16 protein-coding genes and 1 pseudogene are annotated in these 15,699 nt (G+C 75.3%); 9 read left to right on the top strand and 8 right to left on the bottom strand.

What is annotated here, in order from left to right; all coding sequences use genetic code 11:
* The first annotated feature begins 65 nt into the window (after positions 1 to 65).
* The 3 genes from ACFXAM_RS13965 to ACFXAM_RS13975 all read left to right on the top strand — a co-directional run bounded on the left by ACFXAM_RS13965 (position 66) and on the right by ACFXAM_RS13975 (position 3,373).
* Positions 66 to 1,130 (top strand): hypothetical protein, encoded by a 1,065-nt coding sequence (locus ACFXAM_RS13965; RefSeq protein WP_380290773.1) that lies wholly within the window; start codon positions 66 to 68, stop codon positions 1,128 to 1,130.
* Between the two features lie 123 nt (positions 1,131 to 1,253).
* Positions 1,254 to 2,933, top strand: a complete 1,680-nt coding sequence (locus ACFXAM_RS13970; RefSeq protein WP_380290775.1) for an alkaline phosphatase D family protein — start codon at positions 1,254 to 1,256, stop codon at positions 2,931 to 2,933.
* Positions 2,934 to 2,986: 53 nt separating this feature from the next.
* Positions 2,987 to 3,373, top strand: a complete 387-nt coding sequence (locus tag ACFXAM_RS13975; protein WP_380290777.1) for a VOC family protein — start codon at positions 2,987 to 2,989, stop codon at positions 3,371 to 3,373.
* Here ACFXAM_RS13975 and ACFXAM_RS13980 read toward each other — a convergent pair.
* The 5 genes from ACFXAM_RS13980 to ACFXAM_RS14000 all read right to left on the bottom strand — a co-directional run bounded on the left by ACFXAM_RS13980 (position 3,370) and on the right by ACFXAM_RS14000 (position 7,381).
* On the bottom strand, positions 3,370 to 3,978 hold the full coding sequence (locus ACFXAM_RS13980; RefSeq protein ID WP_380290779.1) for a potassium channel family protein: 609 nt from the start codon (positions 3,976 to 3,978) through the stop codon (positions 3,370 to 3,372). The two genes, ACFXAM_RS13975 and ACFXAM_RS13980, sit on opposite strands and share 4 nt — an antisense overlap.
* Complete coding sequence (locus ACFXAM_RS13985) at positions 3,975 to 4,172, bottom strand: hypothetical protein (protein ID WP_380290781.1); 198 nt, start codon at positions 4,170 to 4,172, stop codon at positions 3,975 to 3,977. Before ACFXAM_RS13985 ends, ACFXAM_RS13980 begins: the two co-directional genes overlap by 4 nt.
* Positions 4,173 to 4,325: 153 nt before the next feature.
* Positions 4,326 to 4,637 (bottom strand): Sec-independent protein translocase subunit TatA, encoded by a 312-nt coding sequence (gene tatA, locus ACFXAM_RS13990; RefSeq protein WP_380290783.1) that lies wholly within the window; start codon positions 4,635 to 4,637, stop codon positions 4,326 to 4,328.
* A 369-nt stretch (positions 4,638 to 5,006) separates the two neighbouring features.
* Positions 5,007 to 5,645: a class I SAM-dependent DNA methyltransferase gene (locus ACFXAM_RS13995; protein WP_380290785.1), complete on the bottom strand. Its 639-nt coding sequence runs from the start codon at positions 5,643 to 5,645 to the stop codon at positions 5,007 to 5,009.
* Positions 5,646 to 5,845: 200 nt separating this feature from the next.
* Complete coding sequence (locus tag ACFXAM_RS14000; protein WP_380290787.1) at positions 5,846 to 7,381, bottom strand: MFS transporter; 1,536 nt, start codon at positions 7,379 to 7,381, stop codon at positions 5,846 to 5,848.
* 109 nt (positions 7,382 to 7,490) lie between these two features.
* Here ACFXAM_RS14000 and ACFXAM_RS14005 point away from each other — a divergent pair, with 109 nt between their 5' ends.
* Positions 7,491 to 8,123 (top strand): TetR/AcrR family transcriptional regulator, encoded by a 633-nt coding sequence (locus ACFXAM_RS14005; RefSeq protein WP_380290789.1) that lies wholly within the window; start codon positions 7,491 to 7,493, stop codon positions 8,121 to 8,123.
* Between the two features lie 29 nt (positions 8,124 to 8,152).
* On the opposite strand, the gene ACFXAM_RS14010 is transcribed toward ACFXAM_RS14005, so the two are convergent.
* Positions 8,153 to 8,470, bottom strand: a complete 318-nt coding sequence (locus tag ACFXAM_RS14010; RefSeq protein WP_380290791.1) for a cupin — start codon at positions 8,468 to 8,470, stop codon at positions 8,153 to 8,155.
* A gap of 172 nt (positions 8,471 to 8,642) precedes the next feature.
* Between ACFXAM_RS14010 and ACFXAM_RS14015 the strand changes: the two genes are divergently transcribed.
* A complete protein-coding gene (locus ACFXAM_RS14015; RefSeq protein WP_380290793.1) occupies positions 8,643 to 8,909 on the top strand; it encodes a hypothetical protein in 267 nt (88 codons plus the stop codon).
* A 96-nt stretch (positions 8,910 to 9,005) separates the two neighbouring features.
* Here ACFXAM_RS14015 and ACFXAM_RS14020 read toward each other — a convergent pair whose 3' ends face one another.
* Entirely contained in the window at positions 9,006 to 10,163 is a 1,158-nt protein-coding gene (locus ACFXAM_RS14020) for an acyl-CoA dehydrogenase family protein (protein ID WP_380290795.1), read from the bottom strand.
* 267 nt (positions 10,164 to 10,430) lie between these two features.
* Entirely contained in the window at positions 10,431 to 10,739 is a 309-nt protein-coding gene (locus ACFXAM_RS14025) for a hypothetical protein (RefSeq protein ID WP_380290797.1), read from the bottom strand.
* 264 nt (positions 10,740 to 11,003) lie between these two features.
* On the opposite strand from ACFXAM_RS14025, the gene ACFXAM_RS14030 reads away from it, so the two are divergent.
* The 4 genes and pseudogenes from ACFXAM_RS14030 to ACFXAM_RS14045 form a co-directional block, all read left to right on the top strand.
* A complete protein-coding gene (locus ACFXAM_RS14030) occupies positions 11,004 to 11,723 on the top strand; it encodes a DedA family protein (protein ID WP_380290799.1) in 720 nt (239 codons plus the stop codon).
* 127 nt (positions 11,724 to 11,850) lie between these two features.
* Entirely contained in the window at positions 11,851 to 13,731 is a 1,881-nt protein-coding gene (locus ACFXAM_RS14035) for a threonine/serine exporter family protein (RefSeq protein WP_380290801.1), read from the top strand.
* A gap of 69 nt (positions 13,732 to 13,800) precedes the next feature.
* Complete coding sequence (locus tag ACFXAM_RS14040) at positions 13,801 to 14,898, top strand: hypothetical protein (protein ID WP_380290803.1); 1,098 nt, start codon at positions 13,801 to 13,803, stop codon at positions 14,896 to 14,898.
* A 253-nt stretch (positions 14,899 to 15,151) separates the two neighbouring features.
* A pseudogene (locus tag ACFXAM_RS14045) lies at positions 15,152 to 15,699 on the top strand (hypothetical protein); the annotation flags it as partial.

A 15,699-nucleotide genomic window follows, 5' to 3' on the forward strand; every position in this document is an offset into this window, starting at 1 on the left:
GGGGACGACGCCGCGTCCGGCGCGCGGCGGGTCCGGTTCGGTACGGGCAAGGCGGGGTGTGCGGGATGGCGGACGGCGAGTGGTGGCGCAAGCAGGGGCCCTGGAGCGAGCCGCCGGGTGCCCAGGGGGCCGGGGGCCGGGGCGGGGGTGGTGAGGGGGACAGCGTGTACGCGCAGGAGCCGGCGCCCGCCGCACCGCCGCGCCCCCCGGTGCCGCCGCGCCCCGCCGGACCGCCGTCCGCGCCGGGTGGTGGGGCGGACAGCGGCGCGCCCGCCGCGTTCCTGCCGCCGCCCGCGCGGTCCCCGAAGGCCGCGCCGTCTCCGGGGGCCGGGTCGTCCCCGAAGGCCGCGCCGTCCGCCGCCTCCGGGCGGGACGGCGGCTCGCCGTGGATCGCGAAGCCGGCCGAGGGCGCCCCCGTCGACCCCGAGGCGCTGCCGCCCGCGTACCGCGCCGTGCACACGGGCGACTGGGACTACGTGAGCATCGACTTCGGGGACGGCCCGGTCGCGTCCAACCGGCCGATCCCCGGGCAGCGGACCGCCCCCGAGGACGAGACCGGCCCCGGCGCGGGCGGGGACGCCGCGCCGGGCGACCCGCCGGCGACCGAGCCGACCGAGCCGCCCGCCGCCCCCGGGACGAAGAAGCGCCGGGCGAAGAAGACCAAGGCGCGCAAGGGCAAGGGCGGCGCGCCGGACGCCGGGGCCGCCCCCGCCGACGGCGCGCCCGACGCCGCGGGCGGGCCCGCCAAGGCCGGGGCGTCCGTCCGCCGCCCCTCGGCGCTGCTGCTGCTCTCCGCCGCCGTGCTGATCGGCGGCGCCGTCACCGGGCAGCTCATCGCCATGCTGATCGGCTGGGCGCTCGGCTACCTCTCCCGCCAACTGTCCGACCTCACCCGCAAAGTGGCCGTGTTCGGGATCCCGCTGATGACGATCAGCAGCAGCTCGCTCTGGTTCTGGGGCCGCGCCCAGGGCCGCTGGGGCACCGCGATGGGCCCGGGCGAGCAGGCCGACCAGGCGGTCTGGGAGGCCGCGCCGGGCGTGCTGCGGGTGGCGGCCGTGCTGTCGGCCGTCTTCCTGCTCCTGATGTCGCTGCTCCGGCGTGGCGGGGGAGCGGACGGCGCGGGCCGGTAACTCCCGGGCGGAGGACGGGGGAAGGGGAAAGGCGTCGTCTCCTGTTCACGGCCGGGCGTACGTCGCTCTGATGGAATGTCGGCCTCGGTGTCCCCGAGCTTCAGCAGCCGCAGGAGGTCTCCCGTGCCGCCGTCCGCATCGTCCACGCCGTCCACGCCGTCCGCGTCCCCGGCACCCCCGCCGTCCGGCCCGTCGCGCCCCCGGTCCGCCGCGCTCAGCCGCCGCGGCCTGCTGGTCGGCGCGGCCGTCGCGGCCGGCGCCCAGGCGCTCGACCTCCGTACGGCGCACGCGGAACCGGTCCGCCGCGACCCGTTCCTCCTCGGCGTGGCCAGCGGCGACCCGCTGCCCGACGCCGTGGTCCTGTGGACCCGGCTGGTCGCCGACCCGTTCGACGCCGCCTCGATGGGCACCCGTACCGTGCCCGTCTCCTGGGAGGTCGCGACGGACCCGGACTTCCGCCGGGTCGTCCGGCGCGGCGTCGCCGCCGCCGAGGCCGGGCGCGCCCACAGCGTCCACGTCGACGTGCGCGGACTCCAGCCCGGCCGCGACCACTGGTACCGCTTCCGGGCCGGGCGCCACCTCAGCCCGGCCGCCCGCACCCGCACCGCCCCCGCGGCCGGCGCCCGCCCCGGCCGGCTGCGCCTCGGCGTGGTCAACTGCCAGGACTGGCAGCACGGTTACTGGCCCGCGTACACCGCGCTCGCCGCCGAGGACCTCGACGCCGTCGTGCACCTCGGCGACTACATCTACGAGACCGACCCGAACAGCGCCCTCCCGGACCGCCTGCACACCACCCCGCAGACCCCGGGCCTCAACCAGCTGGTCACCCTCGCCGACTACCGGGCCCGCCACGCCCAGTACAAGACCGACCCGGCCCTCCGGGCCGCGCACGCCGCCTTCCCCTGGATCGTCACCTGGGACGACCACGAGGTCGAGAACAACTACGCCGGCCTGGTCGACGAGATCGACGACACCGGCGCGGCCCACCAGGACACCGCCGCCATGGCCCGCGAGCGCGCCGCCGCCTACCAGGCGTACTACGAGCACATGCCGCTGCGGACCCCCTACCGCAACGGCTCCCCCGACTACCGGCTGTACCGCCGCTTCGACTTCGGTGACCTGCTGCGGCTCAACGTGCTCGACACCCGCCAGTACCGCACCGACCAACCCGGCGGCCACAGCCAGGACTTCGGCCCCGTGGCGGACGGCCTCGGGAACACCGCCGGCACCCTGACCGGCGCGGAGCAGGAGGAGTGGCTGCGCCGCGGCCTGAGCGGCTCCCGGGCCCGCTGGAACGTCATCGCCCAGCAGGTGATGACGAGCCAGGTCCGCGTCCCCAACATCCTGGACCCGGCCCACCCGCTGCCACCGCTCGCCAACCTCGACCAGTGGGACGGCTACGACCCCGCCCGCGCCCGGCTGTTGCGCTTCCTGCGGGACGCCGGGGTGGCCAACCCGGTGGTGCTCGCCGGGGACATCCACTCTTCCTGGTTCAGCGACCTGCGGATCGACCGCGACGACCTCGCCGCCGCCCCGGTCGCCGTCGAGTTCACGGCCACCAGCGTCAGTTCGGAGTTCCCGGCCGCCTTCGACGCGGCGCTCAAGGCGTTCAACCCCTCGCTCAACCCGCACGTGCGCTACTTCGACGGCCTGCGCCGCGGCTACCTGCGGCTGGACGTGGACCGGGAGCGGTGGCTGACCGACGCCCGCACGGTCGACCGCGTCGACGTCCGCGAGTCGCCGGTGCGGACCTCCGCCTCCTGGGCCGTGGCGGCCGGCGAGCCCGGACTGGTCCCCGCCTGACCGTTCACCCGTCCGCCGGACGGGCGGCCCGCCCGTCCGGCAGAATCGGCGGCGTGCTGAGAATCGGTTCGGTGGCGCTCGGGGTGGCGGACGTCCGCCGCGCGGCGGCGTTCTGGGGCGAGGCCCTCGGCTACGTCCCCCGCGACGGCCTGGTCGAGGACCGCTGGGTGGTGCTCGTCCCGGCGGACGGCGCGCCCGGCGTCCAGGTGGCGCTCGGCCGCAGCACCACCCCGCCGCAGCACCACCCGCGCGTCCACCTGGACCTCTACGCGGCCGACGCGGCGGACCAGGCGGCCGAGGTGGAGCGGCTGGTCGCCCTCGGCGCCCGGCGGGTCGACTGGGACCTCTACCCGGAGGACCCGGACTTCGTGGTCGTCGAGGACCCGGACGGGAACCGCTTCTGCGTGATCGACGCCGGCCGCTCCCAGGGCGAGCCCTAAGCCGCGTCGCCCCCGCGGTGCCCGCGGCCGCGGCGGTGCTCGCGGGGGTGCTCCTCCCGGTGGGCGGCGCGGGTCTCCATGCCGCTGCGGACGGTCCGGCCCAGCGCGCCGGCCGCCGCCGCCAGGAAGACGAAGTTGTAGGCGATCTGCAGCAGCACCACCAGCCGCGGCCCCTGTCCGGCCGGGGTGATGTCCCCGTAGCCGATGGTCGCCATCGTGACGACCGTGAAGTACAGCGAGTCGAGCCGGGTCTCCAGCCCGACGAACTCGCCCGGGCGGTCGGCCAGGACGTAGTAGGTGCCGGCGAAGACGGTCAGCGAGAGGCAGATCAGGAAGGCCAGCCAGACTCCGGGGTGACGGCCCGTGCCGCGGAAGGTGTCGACGATCCGGGCCACCAGCAGCCCGGTCAGGCCGGTCAGCACCACCCCGAAGAGCACCCAGCTCAGCCCCGGGCGGTCCTTGCCCAGGACACGCAGCGGAAGGGTGAAGTAGCCGAGCATCAGCAGGGTGAACGAGCCGAGCAGCAGGCCCCAGGCCCGGAGGTCGGGATTGTCCCGGGAGGGCGACGCGGCCGGGACCGGGGGCGGGGGCTGCCGGGTGCTCATCGCGGTCGGCGCGCCCCGGCCGGACCGGCGCCGGGCTCGTCCGGGAACTCCGGCCGGGCGGGCCCGCCGGTCACCCGTTCGGTGCCGGCCGCCCGGACGGCCGGGCCGCCGTCCGTCCGGGCCCCGACGGCGGCGGGACGGGCGCGCAGCCCGGTGCGCTCGCCGGGCCGGGCGCCGGGCTCCTCGCTCGCCATGCGTGGACTCCGTTCCTCCGGTGGTGCACACCAGGAGACAACGGATCAAAACGGACGGCCAGTCGAGCCCGGGGGCGAGGCGGCCGAACAGCCGGACACGACGAAGCCCCCGCCACGGGGCGGGGGCTCCGGCCGGATTCGGGCCGCTGGGTCTCAGGCGGTGGTGGTGGACCGCGGCTGCTCGGTGGCCTTGGTCACATTGGTCGGGTTCACGGCCTGGCGGGGCTGCTCGGCAGCCGGCTGCGCCGGGGCGGCGGTGCTCTGGGCGGTGCTCTGCGCGGTGCCCTGGGACGCGTCGGCGGCGGGCGTGTCGTCCTCGCGCATCGCCTTCGTCTCCGCCTTGAGGATGCGCATCGACTTGCCGAGGCCGCGGGCCATCTCCGGCAGCTTCTTCGACCCGAACAGCAGGATCACGACAGCCAGCACCACGAGCACGTGCCAGGGCTCAAGACCGTTACGCAGCATCCCTGGCCACCGGTCCCTTCTCGTCTAGAGTGATACGTCACAGTTGGGCAAAGCGCCCGTCCTGGCCAGTATGCCTGCCCGTGGCGGCGAACGTATACACCGGCCGGGAAACGCTGGTCAAAAACCAGATGTTGCGGGGGCGGACGCCGCGCGGTGCGTCACGGCCCGTCCGGGGCACCGCTGTCCGCCGAGGTCAGGCCGGGTGGGACCGGCTCCGGCCGGCCGCCGTACGCCGGTGCCGCCCGGTCCGGCCGGGGAACGCGCGACCGGGGAGCACGCCTCCCGCGCCGGGGCCGCGCCCGCCTTTTGGCCGGTTCCGTCCCCCGCCCGCGGCCTGCCGTCGTCCCTCCCGGCCGCCGGGCCGGGCGGTCAGTCCCGGTGCGCGAACAGGTAGCCGCGGCGGGTCTGCGCCTCCTGCGGGTACGGGCCGCGCTCCAGCCGGGCCGTCACGGTGAACCCGGCCGAGGCGAGCAGTCCGGCCACCGTCCGCTCCTCCAGGAAGTGGAAGTCCAGGTCCACCCGGTGGCCCCACCACTCGTCCAGCCGCCGGACCTCGGTGCCGAGGTGGAACGCCACCAGCAGCACGCCGCCGGGCCGCAGCACCCGCCGGATCTCCTCGAACGCCGGCCGCAGTTCCTCCGGCTCCAGGTGGATCACCGAGTAGAGCGCCACCGCGGCCGCGAACTCGCCGTCCCCGGCCGGCAGCCCCAGCAGGTCCCCGACCCGGAACTCCGCCCCGGGGTGGTCCCGCCGGGCGACCGCCACCATCGCGGGCGAGAGGTCCACCCCGACCGCGCGGACCCCCTGCCCGGCCAGCCACCCCGCGACATGCCCCGGCCCGCACCCCAGATCCGCCACCGTCCCCCCGGCGGCCCCCTCGACCACCACGCCCAGCAGGGCCCGGTCCATCACCTTGAACCCCAGCTCGTCCCCCACCCGCTCCCGGTACTCCTCCGCCACCGCGTCATAACTCCCGCGCACCCGCCCGTGGTTCACCTCGTTGGTCATTCGGGAAGCCTGGCACGCGGCTCCCTCCGGCGCAGCCCGGCGAACCCCGGGCAGCGGCCCCGGGCGACCGGCCGTGCCGGGATCCACCGCGAGGAGCCGGCAGACCGGCGGCGGCCTCGGCCCCGGCGGAAAACGCGGCAGCCCCCGCCCGGGGTGGGCGGGGGCTGCGATGACGCGCTCGCGGGGGATCGGCGGTGGGGTCAGGCGGCGGCCGGCTCGGGGGCGGCGGCGGGGAGGTGGCGCATCAGGCGGTAGGCGAGGAGGGCGGCGCCGGCCGCGAGGACGAGGCCGACCACGGCGGCGACGTGCAGGCCGTCGGTGAACGCGGTGCGGGCGGTGGCGAGCAGATCGGTGCCGAGCCGGCCGGGCAGCTGGGCGGCGACGGCGACCGCGCCGCCGAGGGTGTCCTGCGCGGTGCGGGCGGCCTCGCCGTCCAGGCCGGCCGGGAGGGCGCCGTCCAGGTGGGAGCGGTAGACGGCGGCGCCGGCCGCGCCGAGCAGCGCGATGCCGAGGGAGCTGCCGAGTTCGACGGCGGTCTCGGAGGTGGCGGAGGCGGCGCCGGCCCGCTCGACGGGGGCGGCGGAGACGACCATCTCGGCGGTGAGGGTCATGGTGCCGACGGTGCCGGCGGCCAGCACGCCCGCCGCGGTGAGGATGAACGCCAGCGGGGAGTCCGCGCCGACCTGGGTCATCATCGCGAAGCCGGCCGCGCCGATCAGGAAGCCCCCGGCCATCATCACCGCCGGGCGGACCTTGCCGGCGAGCGCCGCGCCGAGGCCGACCGCGGCGCCCACGCCCACGCTGGGGACGAGCGACCAGAGCGAGGCGGTGAGCGGGCTCATGCCCTTGACCAGCTGCAGGTACTGCGAGGTGAAGAGGGTGAAGCCCATCATTGCGAACATCGCCACCGTGTTGACGCTGATCGCGCCGCTGAAGGTGCGGATCCGGAACAGGGCGAGGTCGAGCAGCGGGTTGGCGGCGGTGCGCTGCCGCCGGTAGAACGCGCCGCCGAGGAGCAGGCCGGCCGGGACGGCGAGCGCGGCGAGCGGGTCCCAGCCGTCCACCGCGAGCGTCTTGACGCCGTAGACCAGCGGCAGGACGGCGGCCAGTGAGAGGGCGGCGCCGAGCAGGTCGAAGCTGCCGTGCTGCGGGGAGCGGTACTCGGGGAGCAGCACCGGGGCGGTGAGCAGCACCAGGGCCATCACCGGCACGGCGAGCAGGAAGGCCGAGCCCCACCAGAAGTGGTCGAGCAGCAGGCCGCCCGCGACCGGCCCGAGGGTGGCGCCGGTGGTCAGGACGCCGCCCCAGGCGCCGAGTGCGATCTGGCGCTGCCTGGGGTCGTGGAACATGGTGCGGATCAGCGCGAGGGTCGAGGGCATCACGGTGGCCCCGGCGACACCCAGCAGGGCGCGGGCGGCGATCAGCTGGCCGGCGCTGTCCGCGGCGGCGGCGAGCAGCGAGGCCCCGGCGAAGCCGGCGGCGCCGATCATCAGCAGCCGGCGGCGGCCGATCCGGTCGCCCAGCGCACCCATGGTGATCAGCAGCCCGGCCAGCAGGAACGAGTACATGTCCATGATCCACAGCTGCTCGGTGCCGCTCGGCGCCAGTGTGGTGGAGATGTAGGGGACGGCGAAGAAGAGCACGCCCATGTCCATGGTCAGGACGAGGGTCGGGAGCAGGAGGACGGCGAGGCCGATCCATTCGCGACGGCCTGCGCGGCCGGTGGTTGCGGTCATGGGGGAGACAGTACGGGCGTGTCAGACGCTTGTCTAGTACGAGCGTCTGAATCGTGTGTGCGAGACGTCCGTGCAAGACGATCGTCTTGATCGGGCGTAGCATGCGGGCATGGGAAATCGCGAGGACCTCATGGCCGGCGCCAAGCGCTGCTTGATCGAGAAGGGCTACGGGCGCACCACCGCCCGGGACGTCGCCACCGCCTCGGGCGTCAGCCTGGCGGCCATCGGCTACCACTTCGGCTCCAAGGAGGCGCTGCTCAACGCGGCGCTGATCGAGGCGACCGGGGAGTGGGGCCTGATGGTGGCGGCCGTCGTGGCGCGGGCCAACGAGGCGTCCGACGACCCGGAGGAGCGGTTCGTCGCGGTCTGGGACGGGGTGCGGGAGACCATCGCCGAGCACCGGGGTCTGTGGGCCTCGCAGTTCGAGGCGATGGTGCAGGTGGAACGCGCGCCGGAGCTGCGGGAGGCGTTGGCCGGGGTCCAGAAGGACGGGCGGCTCGGGCTGGCGGCCGTGTTCCAGGGGCTCCCCGAGGTGCCGGACACCGAGGAGGAGCTGGCCCGCGGCGCCTTCTACCAGGCGCTGCTGGTGGGCCTGGCCGGGCAGTGGCTGGCCGCGCCCGAACTGGCGCCGGGCGGACGGGACCTGCTGCGCGGACTGGAGCTGGTCGGCGGTTCGGTGCTGAAGCCGGCGTCGGAGCGCGAGCCCGAGCCCGGGCCGGGCTGGCACGGCCCGACGGCCTGAGCGGCGGCCCCGGACCGGCCGGCCCCGGCTCAGACGGTGACGGCCGTCAGCAGCACCACCGAGTCGATGTGGGCCAGCAGGCCGTGCCGCTCCTGCGGGACGGCCTGCAACTGCCCGGCCGAGAGCTCCTCGCGCCGCCCGGCGATGGTGAGCGAGACGCGCCCGCGCAGCACCTGGACGCTGGCGGCGGCCGGGGCGTTGTGCTCGTCGAGCGAGGTGCCCGCCGTCAGCGCGATCACCGTCTGCCGCAGCACCCCGTCGTGCAGCACCAGGTGGGCGCTGCGCCCGTGCGGGCTCTCGGCCGCCAGGGCCGCGTGCTCCGCGACGAGCTGTTCGAGATCGACCATCGCGCGTCCTCCTGCCGTCCGGGTGCCGTCCTGCTGCGCGGGCGCTCCTGCGGCCCAGCGTCCCGGACGCGCCCCGCGCCCGCACGCCGGGGCGCACCGCGGTCCGCGCCGGTCCGCGCCGCGCGGGTGCGCTCGGCGTGCGGCGGCGGCCGACTGCCGCCATCGTGGAGGCATGGCGACCAACGAGCGTTTTCTCAGCGGGTTCCAGGTCAACCGCTCGCTGCTGGCCGGCGGCGCGGTGCTGACGGGCATCGGCGCGCTGTTCGGGACGGCGGGCGCGGTGATGGTGTGCGCGGCGCTGGCCACGGCCGGCCGCAAGTGGGTCCGGCGGCTGGAAACCCCGCCGACCGCCCTGGCCCAGCGGGCCCTGCACGAGGCCAAGGTGGCGTCCTCGGCCGGTTGGGACGCCTGGCGCACCGAGCACCACTCGCCCAACTGACCCCGGCTGCGCACCCGTTCACCCGCCCGTTCACCCGCCCGACTCCGCGGGACGACCGGCTCCGCCGGACGGGTGAACGGGCGTGCGGCCGAGGCCCTAGAGTCCGAGCGACTTGGCGACGATGCTGCGCATGACCTCGCTGGTGCCGCCGTAGATCCGGAACACCCGGTTGTCGGTGTAGAGCCGGGCGATCGGGTACTCCAGGATGTAGCCGTAGCCGCCGTGCAGCTGAAGGCATTTGTCGATCACGCCGGACGCCGACTCGGTGCAGAACAGCTTCGCCGCCGCCGCGTCGGCCACCGTCAGCTCGCCGTCCTGGTACAGCTCCAGCGCACGGTCGACCATCGACTGCTGCGCCATCACCTGGGCCTCGCAGTCGGCGAGCGTGAACTTGGTGTTCTGGAACTCGGCGACCGTCTTGCCGAACACCTTGCGGTCCTTGACGTACTGCACCGCGAACCGCACCGCCGCCGCGGAGGCCGCGTACGCGCTGACCGCGATCGCCAGCCGCTCCTGCACCAGGTTGTGGGTCAGGTAGGCGAACGCCCTCCCCTCCTCGCCGAGCAGGTTCTCCACCGGCACCTTGACGTCCGAGAAGGCCAGTTCGGCGGTGTCCGAGGTGCGCAGGCCGATCTTCTGCAGCTTGCGGCCGACGCTGTAGCCGGGGGAGGTGGTGTCCACGCAGAGGATGGAGAGACCGGCCCGGCGGTTCTGCGGATCGTGCGGCGAGGTGCGGCAGACCACCAGGACGAGGTCGGCGAGGACCCCGCCGGTGATGAACGTCTTGGCGCCGTTGAGGACGTAGTGGGTGCCGTCCTCGGAGAGCCGTGCGGTGGTGGAGATGCCGGCGAGGTCGGAGCCGGCGCCCGGCTCGGTCATCGCGATCGCGGTCATCAGGTCGCCGGAGACGAAGCCGGGCAGCCAGCGCCGCTTCTGCTCCTCGGTCGCGTACTCCAGCAGGTAGGGCAGCACCAGGCCGGTGTGCACCCCGGAGGATCCGAAGCCGACCCCCGCCCGCGCCGTCTCCTCGGCGACCACGGCCTGGTACTTGAAGCCGCTCTCGCCCGCGCCGCCGTACTCCTCGGGCACCTCGATGCCGAAGACGCCGAGCGCACCGAGCTGACGGTAGAAGTCCCGCGGCGGGTGGCCCTCCGCCTCCCAGCTCTCGTAGACGGGGACGACCTCGTTGGCGATGAAGTCCCGGATGGTCTCCCGGAAGGCCTCGTGGTCCTCGGTGAACACGGTGCGGCGCACGGCGGCGCCTCCCTTCGACGGTGCCTGACGTTCGGTGGTCCACGTTCGACGGAGCCCTGCGCGGTGGGCCCCGTGGACCCGCCGATCGCCCCACAAGTCAATCCCGGGTAGCTTCGGCTGTCCAGGGTGGGGCCGGGGCACCGGGAGCGGTGTCCGCACGGCCGTGAACGGCCTGGTGACGGGTCCGGCGGGGCCTCGGATGAACGGCTGCCGGCCTGCCGCCCCGGCCGACTCCGGCCGGGGCGGCCGGGCGTGCTCGGCGCGGGGTCAGTCGCCGGCCGGCGGGGCGACCGGGGCGGGGAGGTTGCCGTTCTCCTGCAGCACGCTGACGCTGCCGGTGTTGCCGGCCGTGGCGAGGGCGTTGGACTGGTTGCCCGCGCCGGAGCCGGTGGCGGTCTGCTGGGTGCCGACCGCGTTGCCGACGACGTTGCCGAGGACGTTGCCGGAGCCGGTGTTGCTCACCGTGCTCGTGGTGGACTGGCCGCCCGCGCCGTCGTCGGCGTGGGCGGCGCCGGCGCCTGCGAACAGGAGGGCCCCGAGGGCGGTGACGGCGGCGGCTGTGCGGATACGGGACACGGTGGTCTCCCCGGGGATGGAAGGCGAATGGTGGCGGCTGCCGGAACGGCCGCTCCGCGGCCCGTCGCCCGGCGTCGCCCGCCCAGGATTCACCGGGGCCGCGGACGAACTCCACCGCACGGGCGCGGATTCCCCCGATGGTGGGATCCGGATGATGGTCCGACTACTTCCCGGGCCAGGGGCGCCGGATGGTCTCTTGGTGAATGCTTTACTGTTTCATTGCCAAGAGTCGACCTTCCTACAGGCCCTCAGGAGTCCCGCACCGTGACCAGCCTCGCCCTCGGCCCGTCCTGGCTCGATCCGACCCACCTGATCTCCACCTTCGGGCCGTTCGGCATCCTGGCCATCGTCTTCGCCGAGTCCGGCCTGCTGATCGGCTTCTTCCTCCCCGGTGACTCGCTGCTCTTCACCACCGGTCTGCTGGTGGCCGACGGCACCTACCTGCACCAGCCGCTCTGGCTGATCTGCGCGCTGATCGTGGTCGCGGCGGTGGCCGGCGACCAGGTCGGCTACCTGTTCGGGCGGAAGGTCGGCCCGAGCCTGTTCCGGCGACCCGACTCCCGGCTGTTCAAGCAGGAGAACGTGGAGAAGGCGGCGGCCTTCTTCGACCGGCACGGCCCGAAGGCGATCGTGCTGGCCCGCTTCGTGCCGATCGTCCGCACCTTCACCCCGATCGTCGCGGGCGTGAGCGGGATGAACTACCGCGTCTTCGTCCTCTTCAACGTGATCGGCGGCGTGCTGTGGGGCGCCGGTGTCACGGTGCTCGGCTACTTCCTCGGCCAGATCCCGTTCGTCCGGGACAACATCGAGGCGATCCTGGTCGGCATCGTGCTGGTCTCGGTGATCCCGGTGGCCGTCGAACTGCTCCGCGCCCGCCGCTCCGGCCGGTCCGCCCCGGCCGCCGACGCCGCCGGGACCGACGCCGTCCGGACCGACGCCGGGGCCCCGGTGGCCGGGCGCGGCGGCCGCCACCGCGCCGGGTAGGCGTCCGGGAGCGTCCCGGCCCGCCGCCGCGTACATGTGCGTCCCGCAGTTCGATCAGGCAAGGTGTAGGCGGAGATCGATCGGCGGCCCGGGGGACCGGCACCGCCAGGGGCGGCAAGGAGCGGAAGTGCCGAAGCGGGGCCGACCGGGCGGCGGCAAGAGGGCCAGGGGCGGCCGGGGCGGCCGCCCGCAGCGGCAGGCCCGCCCGGCCGCCGCCGCGCGGCCGGTCCACCCGTCCGAGGCGCCGCCCACCGAGGGGCTGCTCGGGCACCCCGCCCCGGTCGTCGAACCGACCGTGGAGATCCCGCTCGCCCTGCCCGTCCCCGAGACCAAGGGCCTGCTGGCCCCCGAGCCCGAACCGGAACCCGAGCAGCCGGCCGCCCCCGCGGGCCCGCGGGACGCGGCCGCACGGGGCGCCGGTCCCCGGGACGCCGGCCCCCGGGACGCCGCCGAGGAACCGCGCGCCCCGGTCCACCGCCGCCGCTCCGCGGCCGAGGACACCCTCACCCCCGAGGAGTGGCGGGCCGCCGGCTACACCCCGCCGAGCGGCATCCCGCTCGGCGCCCTCAGCCCGGGCGCCCCCGGCGAGGCACCCTGGCCGGACCGGATGCGCACCCTGCTGCGCACCCCGATGTCCGAGCGCCCGGCCTTCGAGCGGACCGCCCGCGAGCTGCACCCCGCCGCCGCGGCCGCCCGCAACGTCCCGCGCATCCTCGACCTGACCCTGCGCATCGGCGAACTGCTGCTGGCCAGCGGCGAGGCCGCCGAGGACGTCGAGGCGGCGATGCTCGGCATCGCGCACGCCTACCGGCTGGACCGCTGCGAACCGCAGGTCACCTTCACCCTGATCGGCATCTCGCACCAGCCCTCGCTGGTCGAGCCGCCGATCACCGCCGACCGCGTGGTCCGCCGCCGCACCTCCGACTACACCCGGCTGAACGCGGTGTACGAGCTGGTCGCGGACATCACCGCCGAGCAGGTCAGCGTCAACGACGCCTACCGCCGGCTCGCGGTGATCCGCCGCAACCGGCACCCGTACGCGGCCTGGCTGCTCGCGCTGAACACCGGCCTGCTGGCCGGCGCGGCGACCTTCCTGGTCGGCGGGCGGATCGACGACAAGGCCTGGCTGGTCTTCCTCAGCGCCTTCGTCGCCGCGGTGCTCGGCGACCGGCTGGCCTCGCTGATCGCCCGTCGCGGGCTCCCGGAGTTCTACCAGTTCGTGCTGGCCGCGATGCCGGCCGCGGCCTCCGGCATCGTGCTCTCCTTCAACGACCTGGGCCTGCGCGGTTCCGTGGTGATCACCGGCGGACTGTTCGCGCTGCTGCCCGGGCGCGCCCTGGTCGCCGCCGTCCAGGACGGTCTGACCGGCTTCTACATCACCGCCGCGGCCCGTCTGCTGGAGGTGATCTACCTGGTGGCGGGCATCGTCATCGGCGTGATGCTGATCCTCTACCTGGGCGTCGGCTTCCAGGCGAAGCTCAAACCGGACGAGTCGCTGGTCGGGATCAGCTACCCGCCGGTGCAGATGGTCGCCGCCATGGTGCTGACCCTCGCCTTCGCGATGCTGCTGCAGACCGACCGCCGCTCGCTCGCGCTGGTCACCCTGAACAGCGGCATCGGCTGGGCCAGCTACGGCGTGCTGGCCTACAACGCCGGGGTCTCGCCGATCGTGGCGACCGGGGTGGCGGCCGGCCTGGTCGGCCTCTTCGGCCAGCTGATGGCGCGCTACCGCAACGGCTCCGCGCTGCCGTACGTCACCGCCGCGATCGGTCCGCTGATGCCCGGTTCGGCGCTCTACCTCGGCATGCTCTCGTTCGCCCAGGGCCACCCCAGCGGGGGCCTGGTCCAGATCACCAGGGCCGCCGCGATCGCCATGGCGCTGGCCATCGGCGTGAACCTGGGCGGGGAGATCGCCCGGCTCTTCATGAAGCTCCCGGTCGGGGTCGAGCGGCCGTCGCTCGCCCCGGTGATCCCGCGCCGGGCGGCCAAGCGCACCCGCGGCTTCTGACGCCGGCCGTTGGCCCCCGGGCCATGTCGCGGCAGGCCGCACGCAGCACCAGGAACGAAGGTAAGACCCATGACCACACTGCTGGACGGCTACCGCGACCACATCGTCGCCGCGCACAAGCAACCGCTGTTCCTGCTGCTGGTCGGGTTCATCGTCTCGTTCGTGTTCATCCGGTTCAGCGTGCGGATGATCAGGGCGCAGGTGCGCTGGTGGCCGGGCAACGTGACGCCCGGCGGGCTGCACATCCACCACATGGTCTTCGGCCTGGGCTTCCTGCTGGCCGGCGGCATCGGGGTGTTCGCGACCTACGGCGGGCATCCGTGGATCGACCTCTTCGGGCTGCTCTTCGGCATCGGCTGCGGCCTGGTGCTGGACGAGTTCGCGCTGATCCTGCACCTGGACGACGTGTACTGGAGCGAGCAGGGCCGCAAGTCGGTGGACGCGGTGATCTTCGGCATCCTCTTCACCGGCCTGCTGCTCGTCGGCTACGTCCCGCTCGGCGCCGAGCCCACCGGCGAGACCAGGTGGGGGCTGGTGACGGTCATCTCGGTGAACGCGCTGGCGATGGTCGTCACCCTGCTCAAGGGCAAGGTGTGGACCGGGCTGCTCGGCATCATGGTGCCCGGTCTCTCCTGGATCGGCGCGGTCCGGCTGGCCCGCCCGAGCAGCCCCTGGGCGCGCTGGCGCTACGCGGCGAGCCCGCGCCTGCGGACCCGGGCCCTCCGGCGCGAGCGCCTGCTGCACCGGCGTGCGGACCGGGCCCGGACCTGGCTCTTCGACCTGATCGCCGGGGCCCCGGACAAGGTGCCGGCCCACCACCCGGCCGCCCACCGGGTGGCCGAGCAGATGGCCGCCCGGGCCACCGCCCACCTGGACGCCCACACCGCCCGGGCGCTGGCCCGGCGCTCCGCCCGGCTGGCCGACCGCCGCTCGGCGGCGGGCGCCGCGGAGCACCCCTCCGGCGGTCACCGCGGCGCCGGGACCTCCGGCGCACCGGCGTACGGCGCGCCGGGTGACCGGGCGGGGCGGCACGACCGTTCCGGGCAGCGGCGGCGAGCGGTCCGGGCCGGCCGCAGCCGGACGTACGCGATCGCCCCGTCCGGCCAGGAGCCCCGCCCGGGCCGGCGGCGCCGGCTGCGGACGCACACCCGCAGGATGAGCCGCTGAACCGGGCGTCCGAAGCCGGGCTTCGGTCGGATCATCCGATGGTCACCCGGTCGGCGGCGCGGGCTTGAAGGGGGAAAGCGGTCCCGCTTGAGACCATGGCGGACAGTGACTGCCCTGTCGCGGAAGGGGATGGTTCGCCGGGTCGCCGGCGGCGCCGGGCACCCCGCCGGTCCCGTCGCCACCCGCCGGTCCTGCGGCGGTGCGCGCGTGCGCGGCCGCTCCACCCCCTCGTGACCGTTCGAAGGGATGAATCGTGGCGCGCAGGCTCCTGCCGACCCTCCTGTTGTCCCTCACCGCCCTGCTCGGCCTGCTCCCCGCCGCGTCGGCCGCCCCGGGGGAGCCGGGCCCGCCGTCCGCCCCCGCCGACCCGTCGGCCGCGGCGGCGCCGGGGGAGCAGGCCTTCCCCTCCGCCGCGGAGATCGACCGGGCCCGGGCCGAGGCCGACCTCCGGGCCGGCACGGTCGCCGCCATCGAGGCCGGGCTCACCGCCGCCAAGGCCGAGGCCGACCGCGCCGCCCGGACCGCCGAACAGGCCGTCGAGGCCTACAACGGCGCCCAGCTGGCCCTCTCCCGGGCCCGCGCCGAGGAGTCCGCCGCCGCCGGCCGGTCGGCCACCGCCGAGGCCGAGCGGGCCGAGGCCGCCGAGGAGGCCGCCGAGCTGGCCGCCGAGACGTACCGGCAGGGCACCACCGCCGAACTCTCCGCGATCAACGCCGTGCTCGGCGCGCGCGGCCCGCGCGAGGCCGGGGACCGGGCCGCGGTGGTCGGGGTCGCCAGCGACCGCACGCGGCAGATCCTCGA

The sequence above is a fragment of the Kitasatospora sp. NPDC059462 genome (assembly GCF_042749955.1).
GTDB lineage: Bacteria > Actinomycetota > Actinomycetes > Streptomycetales > Streptomycetaceae > Kitasatospora.

Excerpts from the sequence above, each read along its gene's own strand:
- ACFXAM_RS13965 (WP_380290773.1), top strand. The coding sequence starts at position 66 with ATGGCGGACGGCGAGTGGTGGCGCAAGCAGGGGCCCTGGAGCGAGCCG.
- ACFXAM_RS13980 (WP_380290779.1), bottom strand. The coding sequence starts at position 3,978 with ATGAGCACCCGGCAGCCCCCGCCCCCGGTCCCGGCCGCGTCGCCCTCC.
- ACFXAM_RS13985 (WP_380290781.1), bottom strand. The coding sequence starts at position 4,172 with ATGGCGAGCGAGGAGCCCGGCGCCCGGCCCGGCGAGCGCACCGGGCTG.
- tatA (WP_380290783.1), bottom strand. The coding sequence starts at position 4,637 with ATGCTGCGTAACGGTCTTGAGCCCTGGCACGTGCTCGTGGTGCTGGCT.
- ACFXAM_RS13995 (WP_380290785.1), bottom strand. The coding sequence starts at position 5,645 with ATGACCAACGAGGTGAACCACGGGCGGGTGCGCGGGAGTTATGACGCG.
- ACFXAM_RS14000 (WP_380290787.1), bottom strand. The coding sequence starts at position 7,381 with ATGACCGCAACCACCGGCCGCGCAGGCCGTCGCGAATGGATCGGCCTC.
- ACFXAM_RS14005 (WP_380290789.1), top strand. The coding sequence starts at position 7,491 with ATGGGAAATCGCGAGGACCTCATGGCCGGCGCCAAGCGCTGCTTGATC.
- ACFXAM_RS14010 (WP_380290791.1), bottom strand. The coding sequence starts at position 8,470 with ATGGTCGATCTCGAACAGCTCGTCGCGGAGCACGCGGCCCTGGCGGCC.
- ACFXAM_RS14015 (WP_380290793.1), top strand. The coding sequence starts at position 8,643 with ATGGCGACCAACGAGCGTTTTCTCAGCGGGTTCCAGGTCAACCGCTCG.
- ACFXAM_RS14040 (WP_380290803.1), top strand. The coding sequence starts at position 13,801 with ATGACCACACTGCTGGACGGCTACCGCGACCACATCGTCGCCGCGCAC.